Here is a 10,925-nt window from a genome sequence, read left to right on the forward strand (position 1 = left end):
GGAGGCGTCGAGCATCGCCCACCGCGTCGAGGCCCTGCCGCCCCGGACCCGCCTTGTGATCGAGGGGTTGTTGGCCGGGAAGACCAACAAGGAACAGGCGCGGGCGTTGGGGATTGCGCCGGAGACGGTGCGCACCATGGCGAGGACCGGGCTCGCCCGCATGGGTGTCCCGAACCGGCGGGAACTGATGGCCGGCGCGCTGAAGCTGCCCGAAGATCTGAAGGTGCCGGGCGATCCGGTCGATCTGGCGATTGTGCGCCGGACGGCGGCCGGCATGACGGACGAGCAGATCGGCGCCGAGCTGGGCCTGTCGAGAACCACGATTGAGAACCGCGCCAAGAAGCTGCGCCTTCGGATGGGGGCGCGCAACAGGCTGCACATGATCATCCTTTTGAGCACGGGAGCACAGCATGCAGACCTCATTGAATGAGGCCGGCCGCGATGTCATCACGCCGACACCGCCCAAGCGGGAGCTGGCCGGGCGCATGGACGAGTGCGCTGTCCGGGCCGCCGCCGGCAAGTCCAACAAGGTGATTGCCAAGGAACTCGGCCTGACGGAGGCAACCGTGAAGGTGCACCTCAAGCATGTGTTCCTGCGGCTGGGGGTCCGTCACCGGAGCGAGCTGGTGCGGCGGTATCCGGTCAGCCTGTATGAGGAGCCGATGCCCGAGCTGGGCGGTCGGGTAACCGATCCCGATCAGCTCAGCCCCACCGACGTGGTGGTGTTCGAATGCATCAGCCGCGGCATGACCAACAAGGAGATCGCCGCGAAGCTGGGGATCGCGGAAGGCACGGTGCGGCAGAAAGTCCGGCACGCGCTGAGCGCGGTGGGAATCGACAACCGGGTGGTGGGTGCGCGCTGGTGGGTGATGGTATGCGGACGCTGACCAAGTGGGACCGTCGGTTTCTGGAGCTGGCGCTGCTGGTGGCGAGCTGGTCCAAGGATCCGTCAACGAAGGTGGGCTGCGTGCTGGTGGCGCCAGACCGACGCATCGTGGCGACGGGATACAATGGCTTCGCCATGGGGGTGGTGGATGATCAGGCCGCCCTGGACGACAGAGACGGCCGACTGAAAAGGACGCTGCACGCAGAGTTGAATGCCCTGCTGACGGCAGGCCGGCATGGGGCGAGTGTTGAAGGCTGCACCGCGTATGTCACGCGGCACCCTTGTGCGAACTGCGCGGCTGCTTTGATCCAGGCCGGGGTGAACGCCATCGTCTTTGTGCAGTCGGATCCAGCATTTGCAGAGCGTTGGGCCGCCGATATCGCCGTTGCGCAGGAGATGCTTGCGCAGGTGAGGGTAACCCATATTGGTTGCGACCCCGACGCGCTCCGGTGTATGCAGGGTCAGACGGGCGATGCGCGCCCACAGGCAACTTTGGAGACGGGGCAGCATGAGGAAGCGGCGCGTGGATGACCCTACCAGCAACGCGGTGCGGCTGCCCACCTGCGGCTGCCCCTACTGTGGGGCCACGCTGAGCGGTGCTACCGAAGTCACCGGCAAGCGGGTGCAGCCCAAGGCCGGCGACTTCACGCTCTGCGCCTACTGCGGCGCGCTCTGCGTCTTCAAAGAGAACGGCACGGTGCGGCGGCCGGTGCGATCGGAGCAGAGGGAGGCCGACCGCGACCCCCTGCTGGTCCGGGCGCGGCAGGCGTTCGCCAGACACCCACTCGAATTGGGCGGCAAGGGCCGCCTGCACTGAAAGGATGCACCATGAAAAGCCAGTTGCCGGAGGGCATCAAGCTGCCCGAAGGGACGCGCCAGGGTGATGACCGCGCCCTGTGCATCGTGCCGGGGCACATTGTCGTCAGCGTCCGGGTGAACGGCGACACCCTGCTGGAGGTGGCGGTTTGCGAGGAGGCCTTCGACAGCGCCATGCAGGCGGCGCTGGGGCTGGCCGCCGACTTCGGGCGCACGCTGGAGCCGCCGCTCGGTGCCCTGGACCTGTCCAGCCTGACGCTGCTGGAGGCCTACGAGCGGGGCGTGGACCAGGAGGACGAGGCCGAGAAGGCGCAGATCGCCATATCGGCCATGGTGCTGATTGACCATGGATCGGAGGCATCGAAATTCCTGGCGCAGGGTGCGCGGCATCTGGCGCTGGACCTGAAGAGTGGCAACGGCAAGGGCTTCCATCTTGTCGTCAGCGCCGGCTGGCCAGCCGAGGACGGGCCGCATTGACAGAGCTGGGGGACAGGGCGCGCACCATCATGGAGGTGCACGCCAAGGCCGTGACCGCCTCGCTGGTGGGCGACATGGCCTTTGCCCTGGAACACCATGCCCGCCTGCTGGCGGACGAACAGGTTCAAGACTACCGGGTCCGCGTGCAGCACATGCTGCTGGACCACCGCGACGCACAGCCCACCGGCTCCATCTTGTGGCGGCTCCACGACGAGTTGGCGAAGGAGCTGGGGGCGCTGCCGCGGCGGGAGCAGAAGACGGTCGCGCCGTCGGCGCCGGCCGAAGCCAAGCTGCGCAGGATCGGCCAACTGAGGCTGAGCGCATGAAAAGCATACACGACCTACCGCAGGCCGAAGAACAGGCCCACATCGAACACCTGTTCCGCTCGGCCTATCGCTGGGCACAGAGCATCCTGTTACTGCCGAGCGGGCAGACACCGAGCGGATTGTTGGGAGTGGTGGCGGCGAGCTGGAGAAGCATTGACGAAGACATACAGGCGGTGACCAAGGCCAACACCAACGTCACGCCGGCCTGCAAGATAGGGTGCTCCACCTGCTGCGTGCAGGACGTTCAGGTCAGCACGCCGGAGCTGCTGCTGCTGGGCATGGAGCTGCATGACAACCCGCACCACGTCATCGTCCGGGACCGGGCGCGGCGGATCGTGGAGCTGAGACAGGCGGGGCGGCTGAGCCCGGCGCAACGGTATGCCGGTGGGATCGCCTGCCCGCTGCTGATCAATCGCCAGTGTTCCAGTTACGACCAGCGGCCGACGCCGTGCCGCGGCTACTTCAGCGCCGACCTGGGCGCGTGCAAGGCCGATTGGGCGCAGAGGAAGAACCCCGAGAAGAAGGCCGGCGTGCCGATCATCGCCTCCGTGGCGTGGCGCGCGGCCACCATCAGGATGGCGGTGGACGCGGCGATGCTGGACGTCGGGCTGGAGGTGGAGCGGGTGGAGCTGAGCGCCGGGCTGCATGCCCTGGACGCCGCCGAGCCCGACATCATCGAGCGCTGGGCGCGGGGCGAGCCCGTGTTCAAAGGGCAGTGCGATTTCACCGGGGACTACCCGGCGATCCTGCGCCAGTCGACCAAAAACTTGGGGGTGTGATCATGGCCGCCAATCCGATTGAACGACAGCTTGCCGAACAGTACCGGGCGCTCGGGATCACGAGCGTGATGGTCACGGTGGAGGGCCGCCGGCAGAACATGAAGCGGATGACGTGCAGTTGCTGCGGGGCACGCGATCAGGTGAAGCTGTCCGTGCACATGCCGCCACCGCAGGCCGCGCGCCGGTTCACGAATGCCGGCTGGCAGGTTGGGCCGGAGCCGGTGTGCCCGGACTGCGTGGAGCGCAAGCGCGAGAAGCGGGGCGAGGCGGCGGAGCTGCGCCAGCAGATCGTCACGCTGGAGCGCGAGGCGCATGGGCTGAAGGAAATGATCCAGGAGCTGGAGGCTGCGGCGCACACGTTGCGCTCGCGCGTGGACGCCCTGGTCTAGGAACGTAGGGCCGGGGATCGCATCCCCCCGTCTCTCGTCGGTGCCGGCCTCACGATATGACCGGCCTCCTCAAGGCAGGGGAAGGCACCGCAAACTGAAAGGGGGACCGCGAGGCCCCCCTTTTTTTCGTCCTGGCGCCGGCGGTCAGCGGGATTGCGCCTTCAGGATGATCGCCAGCAGGCCGGCGCCGGCCGCGATGAAGTCGGACGCGGCGGTGAAGACTTCCGGCTTGATGCCGAAGAGGACGGCCAGCACGCCGAGGCCGGCATAGGTGGCGGGGTCCTTCAGGGTGGTGACGATGCGGTCCATGGGAATCCTCACAGTGGCTTGGTGATGAGGCCAAGGGCGGATTGGGCGGCGCGGCCATAGGCCTGCGTCGGATACCAGTCAGCCGGGTGGGTGGAGGGGGCGCGGCCATTTTCAAAAGCCACGATGGCCTTGGCGAAGGACACCAGCATGTCGGGCTCGGTCAGATTGATCCGGCCATCAATGGCGACGCCGAGACGGCGGGCGACGAAGGCGGCATAGGCCGACGTGGGGTTCTTATCCGACGGCGGGGCAAACTCCGCCATCAGCTTCTCCACCGTGTCGAAGCCCTTCTTCTTGTAGTCGTTCACCAAGTCCTTCATGCCGGCGCGCAGGCCGTTCTCGGGCTTGTCGAACACGCACATGCCCTTGCCGTCGTTGCCGACCAAGCCGTTCCAGTCGATCCCGAAGTCCTTCAGGTTCATCGGGTTATTGTTGCGGATGCCGCGGGGCAGCGCCTTGCTCATGGTCACTCCTTGCACGGGCAGGGCGCGCGGTAATCGCGCCACGCCTTGGCGATGCGAAGGCCGATCAGGATCAGGCCGCCGAGCACGAACAGGACATGCGCCACGCCGTCGAAGTGGGGGAGCCACCAGTACGCGCTGACCGCCCCGGTTGCAGTCGCAGCGTCGATAACTGCCGTATCTGCGTCCATGATGGGCCTCTTGTGATGGGGGTCACGGCCCAAAGTTGCATCCTGGGACATGGTGCGGTCGTCCTTTCCGGGGGCCGATCAGCTCGGCGGTTGGTCGTAGAGGGCGTCGAGGGCGCGCGCCTTTAGTGCCATCGCCGGGCGCGAGGCATAGACCGGCTTGGTCGGATCGCGGTAGGCCCAGTCTTTGAGATCGGGCAGCATCGGCAGGGGGTGTTGCGGCGGCGTCAGGAACAGCCGGGCCTCTGCGCGGCGGCGCGCGGTCAGGCCCTTGCCGACGTTGCAGTCCGTGCGGTTCCAGCGCGGGATCTGCTCGGCCGCCTCACGGTGCAGGCCGGCGTTCAGCAGCGACAGCACGGTGGAGCAGGCGAAGGGACCGAGCCCCAGGTCTGAGGCGAAGCTGACCAGCGCATCGAACTCGTAGCGGTTGAGGGGCACGGTCACGAGCTGATCGACGCCGGCCTCCACCGGGGCCAGCCGCTCCAACATGTCGGCCTCGGCTTGTTCGATGGTCCATTCCAGGCCGGGGGATTTCTCCACCTCTTCCCACGAGAGCACGCGCCCGTAGCCGATGACGTAGACGCCATTGGGGCGCCACGAGGGCGTCAGGAACAGGCCGTTGAAATACCGCAAGATCGACCAGCAGCCAGGACCAGAGCGACGCCGGGAGGCAGCCGGCGCCGGCAGCTCCAGGAGGGTGGCCGGATCGCCCTGGTGATCGCCCAGCGGCATCGCGTGGTACTGCAAGAGGGGCTTCATGGGCAGGGTCGGCGCTTCAGTTGGGTGCAGGGGCGACGCGGGTTCGCGCGTGAGCGCGAAAACCCGCGTGTCCTGGGAGCCTAAAGCCGGCCTATGAAGAGGGTCGTCCGTCGCGAAGTCATAGCGTCATGGGGTACTGGTCACTTCACCGGGTAACCGCGCCCCTGCGCCCACGCGCGGTAGAGCTTGATCCAGTCCTTGGCCCGCATCACGACCAGACTGTCCTCGGTCGTCATGTTGTTGCGCCGTGAGAAGACGACGGGCGTGTCCGGGCAGCGGCTCGCCGTCTTGCCCCGCTCTGCCTGCGCCATGGCGGCATGGGCGGCGAAGCTCTCCGTGCGCTTGGCCTCGGGCCAGAAGCCGGGCAGGCCGGTCAGGTCGGACCCGCCGGCACCGCAGAAGGTGCGACCGCCACCGGACAAGATGGCGCGGGACACATCCAGCCCCAGCTCCCCCGAGAGGTAAGCCGCCAGCTCCCGCTCGTATTTGTCGCCCTTCTGCTTGGACCCGCGGGGCGAGACGCGCCGCTTGGCCTTCTTCACCAAGTCGTCCTTGGTCGGTTCAGTAGATGTCACGCGCTCGCTCCAGGCAGGGATTGCATCGGAACTGCATCCGGGGGCGCGTGACGTTTTTTCCGCAACAGAGGCAGGGCCGGCTCCACATGGCGGGCTTTGGCCGGGTGCCGCCGGAGACTTGATACTTGGCGGCATAGTGCGCGCCGTTGATCAGGTTCAGCCGGATCATGATCCGCAACGCGGTGTCACGATGGATCGACAGCCGGGCCGCCAGATCGTTCGGCCGGCGGGGTTCCGCGTTCAGCCACGACAGATCGTCCGGGGTCAGCTCAGTCACGCGCGGCATGGCGCCCTCCCGCAATGCTCGTTCGTAGAGGAACATCGCCATAGAGCGCAGGGTTGCAAGAAGGTTGCTAGAAAAGATGCATGGCGGTGGGGAAACAGGGGATGCGGCTGTAAGGGTATTGACCACCCGGTTTCAGCCGGTCATCCTGCCCCTAGGGCGATGGGGCGAAAGGTGCTGCTCCTCGGCCTACGGCCGGTCGCAGCCACCCTAAGCGCCCTACGGAATCCCTAGGGTGTGCGCGCGCGCGATGCGGATTTTCCCGGCGCCAGCACGACCGTCCCGCCGAACTCCCACAGATACCAGCGCATCGCCGGCCAGCCTCGCGAGGTCCGGGTGAAGCGCACGGCCACCGGGCCGACGGGCTCCCCCTCAAACTCGTGCGTTCCGTCGAGCGACCGGCCCACGAACATGCCGAGCCGCCACCAGCTCCCCAGCACCATCCATCCACGCGGCGGCATCATTCCCCCTCCCCTTCGGTCTGGCCGCTCTCCGGCGGTTCCTCGTCCTCGTTCAGCCCCAGCGCGTCGGCCGCGTCGAAGGCCGGCTGCGGCATGTCGATGCTTGGCACCGCCTCCATCTGCGTCCGCACGACGCTGAGCGCGTCGGCCACCTGCGCGATGGTGATCCGGCCCTGGCGCAGGGCGTCCTGAATTTCGGGGCTCTGGCGCACGTCCTCCGGCGACCGGCCGGCCTTCAGCTCGTCCGCGATCCACACCCGCAAGGTGCGGGGCTTGCCGCCCAGGAAGACGATGGGACCGAACCCGTAGTCGGTCTGCGTCCAGCCCATGTAAATCGGCTCGAAGTCCACGGGGCACTCGCGCACTTTGCCGAAATCCATCTTGATCGCATGGACCAAACGGGCGCCGCGGCGCGCGGCTTCTGCCGTCAGGAGCGCCCATTTCTCCGGCTCGCAAAGAAAACCCTTGTCGATGCAGCGCTGTTTGTCATGGTGCACGCCCATGATCTTCACCTGCGTCTCGATCACGGTGAGCTGGTTGGAGCTGCCGGCCTCGCGCCCCAGCGTGCCGTCCTGCGTCGGCTTGTTGGTGTGATGGACCACGACCACGGTCAGGCCGGCGTTGCGCAGGCGCAGCAGCAGCTCGTTGATCATCGACCAGCTCTCGGCCTTGTTCTCCTCCAGGCCGGTGAAGGCGGTGCGCACGGTGTCGATCACCACGACATCAGGCTTATGGTGGTACAGCATGGCCTCCAGCAGCGCCCGCCCCTCGTCGGTGCGGAGGTTCAAGGTGAACTCGCCCCAGGATGAGGCCTGCATGGCGAAGTCCTCGCCGGGGTCACCGAACATTTGCAGCAGCGACGGCAGGCGGTTGTGCAGCGTCGCCCGCCCGTTCTCCAGGTCGATGTAGAGCACGCGGGCCTTGGCCTTGATCAGGTACGGCCCCAGGCTCTTGCCCATCGCCAGCAGCCACATCAGGCACGACAGCCACAGCGATTTGCCAGATCCGGTGTAGCTGACCACCTGGACGATGGAGCGCTCCGGCAGCCACGGATGGATGAACACCCGCTGTTCCGCCACCCGCTTCGCCAGCTCCCCCAGGTCGCGGGCGTAGAGGGGCCGCGGCACCTTGCCCCTGGCTTCCTGCGTCTTCACCTCGGCCACCTGCGCGTCGGCCTCGCGCCGGGCCTCCACCCGTAGGGCGTCCCGCTTGGCGAGGATCTTGGACACCGCGCGTTCCACCGACCGCTCGTCCAGCTCCTCGGCAAACCAGTCGCTCTGGTACTTCTGAACGCCCGCCTCCAGCTCGGCGCCGTCCAGGCCGGCGGCCACCAGCTCGCGGATGCGGGCCATCAGCAGCCGGTTGCGGCCGCAGCCATCCTCCAGCAGCACGCCATGCCGGCGCTCCACCGCCAGCCGCGCCCGCTCGTCGGCGCTCAGCAGCAGCTCGGGATCGGGCAGCGGAATGTGAGTGAGGTCGAGGCGCGCGAAATCCCACTCCTCCGGGCGATCAGGCGCGCCGGGCCACGTCGGCAGCTCGTCCCAATCGAGATCCATCACCAGCTCGTAGCGGAACGGGTTGGCCGGGTCCGCCTCGTTGATGCTGGGCGGCATGACGACATAGCCGCCGTCGCCGCGCAGATCGAGGTGCTGGCCGCCGATCTTCGCGCGGTTGCGCGTCTCCACGCCGGGGTGCCCGAAGTAGCGGTGCTCGCCGCGCCGCGTCTTGACCCGCACCGGAGAGCGCAGGCCGTGCGCGTCGGCCCACGCCATGGCGGCCTCGTCGTCGCAATCCAGCACGATCACGCCCGACACGGCGCCCGTGGCGATCCCCAGGTTGGCCGGCTTGCGCCCGTCGTCGGGCCACCAGTCGATCACCTCCTCCTCCGTGGGCAGGCGCGACTGGTAGTCCTTCCACTTGATCACGGGCGTCTTGCTGTCCTGGTCGGCGCTGATCGTGTGGAAGATCGGGATCACGGAGAAACCCTGATCGAGATAGCGCAACGCGGCGTCCAGGAGCGCCCGGCGCTGGTCCTGTTCCGTCATGTCCTGTCGATCCATAAAAGTTGCTTCCCGAAGGTACGGGCTCGCTTGACAGCCGTCCAGCCTCGACGCATCCTAGAGGCAACTTTTATGCATCGACGGGACAAGACATGACCAAACGGGACAATTGGACCTGGGACACCTGGGCGAAGCCCGAAGCCACCCCCGAGAGCGACGCGCTGACCGAAACCGCCGAGCGGCTGCTGGCGCTGAAGGCGAGCAAGGAAGCCATTGAGACGCAGATCGACCAGTGCGAGGGCGTGTTGGCGGCGGCTTTTCCCGAGGAGCTGGGCACCTTCAGCCACCAGTTCGGCTCCGCGGTGGTGACCGTGAAGCGTGGCGAGAAGTGGGAATGGGACCAGACCGCGCTGGAGAAGAAGTTTGCCGGCGTGCCCGTCCCCGATTTCGTCGCCGTGAAGTACGGCATCAAGAAGACGGAGTTCCTGAAGCTGCCGCCGGAGGAACAGGCGGCGCTCGCGGACGCGCTCAACAAAAAGATGGGCTCGCCCTCTGTCTCCGTGTCGCCCGCGCACAAGGCGGTGACGCCGTGAAGGTCATGAACACGGGCAACGATGAGGTTGCCGAAGCGCAGAAGGCGCTGATCATTGGCGACCCCGGCGCCGGCAAGACGTCCATTGCGAAGCACTATGCCGCCCGCTTCGGCAAGGGCCTGATCCTGTCGATGGAATCGGGCCTGTCGTCGGTGCGCTCCGCCGGCCTGGACTATGTGCCGATCACGAGCTGGGACGGCACCCACGCCCCGGACGATGGGGTCTATTCGTTCAAGGGCGTGTGCCGCTTCGTCGCGTCACCAGAGTTCAAGGCCGCCGGCTACCGCTGGGTGATGGTCGATAGCCTGACCGAGCTGTCTGACCTCTGCTGGGAACCGATCGAGGCCGACGCCAAGGCCAAGGCCGCGCTGAAGAACAAGGACCCCGACGGCTTCAAGGTCTGGAACGATTACGCGGCTGCCTTCGTGGGCGGGTGCAAGTGGCTCCGGGACCGCGGCTGCCACGTCATCATGACGGCGCTCGCCAAGTCCAAGGACGACGACAACGGCGAGCCGCAGGTTCTGCCGCATGTCCGGGGCAACGCTGTGGCCGCGCAGGTATGCGGGCTCTACGACTATGTGTTCGGGCTCGTGCGTGTGTCGGTGCCGGCGAGCGAGGGCCAGGAAGCCCGCGTTGACCGCTATCTGATCACGGGCGCCTACAAGGGCTGGGCCTGCAAGGCGCGCGACGAGCACGGCCGGCTGAAGCTGGTGGAGAAGACCAGCGACGTGGCCGAGCTGATCACCCGCGTCACCATGACGCCGGAGGAGTTCGCCGCCCAACGCTGGGCCAACCCGCTGGCCGGTGACGAATGAGCCCGGCCGACATCGCTGCCGGCCGGTGGGAGTGCATCGTCAACGGCCCCGGCCCGGTGGCCACCGTCCGGGTTTTCGAAAGCCTGACGGATCGGCGCATCGCCCGCTTTGAAACCCATCCCCATGACGGCGCGGCTCCGCGCGTCGAGTTCCGCGTGGTCGGCATCGACCATGATTTCCCCACCGTCGGCGCCGCGTGCGCCGCGATCAACGTGAGTGCAGCCCATGTCTGATTGGTCCTTCCGCAACCTCGATCTCTCTGGCGTCGACATGGCTTCGGGCGCGACCGTGCTCAAGCCGGGCCGCTGGGTCTGCAAGGCCACCGAGGTGGAGCTGGACATGAACTCCGGCAAGACCGGCCGGATCCTGAAGGTGAAGCTGGTCGAGGTGAACGGCCAGGGCGTCATCACCGCGAAGCTCAACGTGCAGCACCAGAACGCCGACGCGCAGCGCATCGGCCTGGGCGAGCTGAAGGCTTTGCTGACGCACGGCGGCCACCCGAACCCGGAGAAGCCGGGCGACATCAAGTCGGTGAAGGGTCTGGTGACCGGCGTCACCGTCACCCACGACAGCTCCACCTACGTGGACAACAAGGGCAAGACGCGCGAGCGCGGTTCCCAGGTGTCGGGCTACTTCGATCCGGCCGAGGCGGGCTATGTCCGCGGCGCCGGCTCGGCCGGCGGCGGCTCGGGCGACGGCGCAGACATTCCGTTCTGAGGGTGATAGCGTGACCGCAGCCCCGCCTCCTTTCCCTGGTGCCCAGCAGTCGGGTCAGGAAAAAACGGACGCTCACGAAGCGGGGGTTCCT

Annotated in this window: 20 protein-coding genes; 12 read left to right on the top strand and 8 right to left on the bottom strand. The window is 67.2% G+C overall.

The annotated features are described in order from the left end of the window. From TSH20_RS19245 to TSH20_RS19280, 8 genes are all read left to right on the top strand, one after another. Positions 1–430 (top strand): LuxR C-terminal-related transcriptional regulator (locus TSH20_RS19245; RefSeq protein WP_247871256.1); only part of this gene is annotated, 430 nt, incomplete at its 5' end. Beyond that, a complete protein-coding gene (locus TSH20_RS19250) occupies positions 411–887 on the top strand; it encodes a helix-turn-helix transcriptional regulator (RefSeq protein WP_109076223.1) in 477 nt (158 codons plus the stop codon). The genes TSH20_RS19245 and TSH20_RS19250, both read left to right, overlap by 20 nt. Continuing rightward, complete coding sequence (locus tag TSH20_RS19255; protein WP_109076224.1) at positions 875–1,417, top strand: dCMP deaminase family protein; 543 nt, start codon at positions 875–877, stop codon at positions 1,415–1,417. Before TSH20_RS19250 ends, TSH20_RS19255 begins: the two co-directional genes overlap by 13 nt. After that, positions 1,410–1,703, top strand: a complete 294-nt coding sequence (locus tag TSH20_RS19260) for a hypothetical protein (RefSeq protein ID WP_146205358.1) — start codon at positions 1,410–1,412, stop codon at positions 1,701–1,703. Before TSH20_RS19255 ends, TSH20_RS19260 begins: the two co-directional genes overlap by 8 nt. Before the next feature lie 11 nt (positions 1,704–1,714). Beyond that, entirely contained in the window at positions 1,715–2,179 is a 465-nt protein-coding gene (locus tag TSH20_RS19265; RefSeq protein WP_109076226.1) for a hypothetical protein, read from the top strand. Beyond that, the gene (locus tag TSH20_RS19270; protein ID WP_146205359.1) at positions 2,176–2,505 is read left to right on the top strand and encodes a hypothetical protein; all 330 of its coding nucleotides are present in this window, start codon (positions 2,176–2,178) and stop codon (positions 2,503–2,505) included. The genes TSH20_RS19265 and TSH20_RS19270 overlap by 4 nt, the downstream gene beginning before the upstream one ends. Further along, positions 2,502–3,284 (top strand): hypothetical protein, encoded by a 783-nt coding sequence (locus tag TSH20_RS19275; protein WP_146205360.1) that lies wholly within the window; start codon positions 2,502–2,504, stop codon positions 3,282–3,284. The genes TSH20_RS19270 and TSH20_RS19275 overlap by 4 nt, the downstream gene beginning before the upstream one ends. Before the next feature lie 2 nt (positions 3,285–3,286). Beyond that, complete coding sequence (locus TSH20_RS19280) at positions 3,287–3,673, top strand: hypothetical protein (RefSeq protein WP_146205361.1); 387 nt, start codon at positions 3,287–3,289, stop codon at positions 3,671–3,673. Between the two features lie 144 nt (positions 3,674–3,817). Here TSH20_RS19280 and TSH20_RS35000 read toward each other — a convergent pair whose 3' ends face one another. The 8 genes from TSH20_RS35000 to TSH20_RS19315 all read right to left on the bottom strand — a co-directional run bounded on the left by TSH20_RS35000 (position 3,818) and on the right by TSH20_RS19315 (position 8,754). After that, positions 3,818–3,982, bottom strand: coding sequence for a hypothetical protein (locus TSH20_RS35000; RefSeq protein ID WP_158282020.1), 165 nt, complete (start codon positions 3,980–3,982; stop codon positions 3,818–3,820). 8 nt (positions 3,983–3,990) lie between these two features. Then, the gene (locus tag TSH20_RS19285; RefSeq protein ID WP_109076230.1) at positions 3,991–4,446 is read right to left on the bottom strand and encodes a structural protein P5; all 456 of its coding nucleotides are present in this window, start codon (positions 4,444–4,446) and stop codon (positions 3,991–3,993) included. 2 nt (positions 4,447–4,448) lie between these two features. After that, positions 4,449–4,634 (bottom strand): hypothetical protein, encoded by a 186-nt coding sequence (locus TSH20_RS19290; RefSeq protein WP_146205362.1) that lies wholly within the window; start codon positions 4,632–4,634, stop codon positions 4,449–4,451. Between the two features lie 78 nt (positions 4,635–4,712). Beyond that, positions 4,713–5,390 carry a lysozyme gene (locus tag TSH20_RS19295; protein WP_109076232.1) on the bottom strand — a complete coding sequence of 226 codons (678 nt, stop codon included), beginning with the start codon at positions 5,388–5,390 and terminating at the stop codon, positions 4,713–4,715. Between the two features lie 140 nt (positions 5,391–5,530). After that, positions 5,531–5,965 carry a hypothetical protein gene (locus TSH20_RS19300; protein ID WP_146205363.1) on the bottom strand — a complete coding sequence of 145 codons (435 nt, stop codon included), beginning with the start codon at positions 5,963–5,965 and terminating at the stop codon, positions 5,531–5,533. Next, on the bottom strand, positions 5,952–6,251 hold the full coding sequence (locus TSH20_RS19305) for a hypothetical protein (protein WP_109076234.1): 300 nt from the start codon (positions 6,249–6,251) through the stop codon (positions 5,952–5,954). The genes TSH20_RS19300 and TSH20_RS19305 overlap by 14 nt, the downstream gene beginning before the upstream one ends. 227 nt (positions 6,252–6,478) lie before the next feature. Continuing rightward, complete coding sequence (locus TSH20_RS19310; protein WP_146205364.1) at positions 6,479–6,712, bottom strand: hypothetical protein; 234 nt, start codon at positions 6,710–6,712, stop codon at positions 6,479–6,481. Then, a complete protein-coding gene (locus tag TSH20_RS19315) occupies positions 6,709–8,754 on the bottom strand; it encodes a bifunctional DNA primase/polymerase (RefSeq protein WP_158282021.1) in 2,046 nt (681 codons plus the stop codon). The genes TSH20_RS19310 and TSH20_RS19315 overlap by 4 nt, the downstream gene beginning before the upstream one ends. A gap of 107 nt (positions 8,755–8,861) precedes the next feature. Here TSH20_RS19315 and TSH20_RS35005 point away from each other — a divergent pair, with 107 nt between their 5' ends. Genes TSH20_RS35005 through TSH20_RS19330 form a run of 4 tightly spaced genes read left to right on the top strand, consistent with a single transcriptional unit; the run spans position 8,862 to position 10,834 of the window. Beyond that, positions 8,862–9,302, top strand: a complete 441-nt coding sequence (locus TSH20_RS35005; RefSeq protein WP_158282022.1) for a hypothetical protein — start codon at positions 8,862–8,864, stop codon at positions 9,300–9,302. Between the two features lie 5 nt (positions 9,303–9,307). Next, complete coding sequence (locus TSH20_RS19320) at positions 9,308–10,117, top strand: AAA family ATPase (protein WP_247871260.1); 810 nt, start codon at positions 9,308–9,310, stop codon at positions 10,115–10,117. Further along, the gene (locus TSH20_RS19325) at positions 10,114–10,350 is read left to right on the top strand and encodes a hypothetical protein (protein ID WP_109076238.1); all 237 of its coding nucleotides are present in this window, start codon (positions 10,114–10,116) and stop codon (positions 10,348–10,350) included. The genes TSH20_RS19320 and TSH20_RS19325 overlap by 4 nt, the downstream gene beginning before the upstream one ends. Next, the gene (locus tag TSH20_RS19330) at positions 10,343–10,834 is read left to right on the top strand and encodes a hypothetical protein (RefSeq protein WP_109076239.1); all 492 of its coding nucleotides are present in this window, start codon (positions 10,343–10,345) and stop codon (positions 10,832–10,834) included. Before TSH20_RS19325 ends, TSH20_RS19330 begins: the two co-directional genes overlap by 8 nt. Positions 10,835–10,925: the final 91 nt, after the last annotated feature.

Origin of the sequence: Azospirillum sp. TSH20 (genome assembly GCF_003115935.1) — a bacterium.
Lineage (GTDB): Bacteria > Pseudomonadota > Alphaproteobacteria > Azospirillales > Azospirillaceae > Azospirillum.

Excerpts from the sequence above, each read along its gene's own strand:
- TSH20_RS19250 (WP_109076223.1), top strand. The coding sequence starts at position 411 with ATGCAGACCTCATTGAATGAGGCCGGCCGCGATGTCATCACGCCGACA.
- TSH20_RS19255 (WP_109076224.1), top strand. The coding sequence starts at position 875 with ATGCGGACGCTGACCAAGTGGGACCGTCGGTTTCTGGAGCTGGCGCTG.
- TSH20_RS19265 (WP_109076226.1), top strand. The coding sequence starts at position 1,715 with ATGAAAAGCCAGTTGCCGGAGGGCATCAAGCTGCCCGAAGGGACGCGC.
- TSH20_RS19275 (WP_146205360.1), top strand. The coding sequence starts at position 2,502 with ATGAAAAGCATACACGACCTACCGCAGGCCGAAGAACAGGCCCACATC.
- TSH20_RS19280 (WP_146205361.1), top strand. The coding sequence starts at position 3,287 with ATGGCCGCCAATCCGATTGAACGACAGCTTGCCGAACAGTACCGGGCG.
- TSH20_RS35000 (WP_158282020.1), bottom strand. The coding sequence starts at position 3,982 with ATGGACCGCATCGTCACCACCCTGAAGGACCCCGCCACCTATGCCGGC.
- TSH20_RS19285 (WP_109076230.1), bottom strand. The coding sequence starts at position 4,446 with ATGAGCAAGGCGCTGCCCCGCGGCATCCGCAACAATAACCCGATGAAC.
- TSH20_RS19290 (WP_146205362.1), bottom strand. The coding sequence starts at position 4,634 with ATGGACGCAGATACGGCAGTTATCGACGCTGCGACTGCAACCGGGGCG.
- TSH20_RS19295 (WP_109076232.1), bottom strand. The coding sequence starts at position 5,390 with ATGAAGCCCCTCTTGCAGTACCACGCGATGCCGCTGGGCGATCACCAG.
- TSH20_RS19305 (WP_109076234.1), bottom strand. The coding sequence starts at position 6,251 with ATGCCGCGCGTGACTGAGCTGACCCCGGACGATCTGTCGTGGCTGAAC.
- TSH20_RS19310 (WP_146205364.1), bottom strand. The coding sequence starts at position 6,712 with ATGATGCCGCCGCGTGGATGGATGGTGCTGGGGAGCTGGTGGCGGCTC.
- TSH20_RS19315 (WP_158282021.1), bottom strand. The coding sequence starts at position 8,754 with ATGACGGAACAGGACCAGCGCCGGGCGCTCCTGGACGCCGCGTTGCGC.
- TSH20_RS35005 (WP_158282022.1), top strand. The coding sequence starts at position 8,862 with ATGACCAAACGGGACAATTGGACCTGGGACACCTGGGCGAAGCCCGAA.
- TSH20_RS19320 (WP_247871260.1), top strand. The coding sequence starts at position 9,308 with ATGAACACGGGCAACGATGAGGTTGCCGAAGCGCAGAAGGCGCTGATC.
- TSH20_RS19325 (WP_109076238.1), top strand. The coding sequence starts at position 10,114 with ATGAGCCCGGCCGACATCGCTGCCGGCCGGTGGGAGTGCATCGTCAAC.
- TSH20_RS19330 (WP_109076239.1), top strand. The coding sequence starts at position 10,343 with ATGTCTGATTGGTCCTTCCGCAACCTCGATCTCTCTGGCGTCGACATG.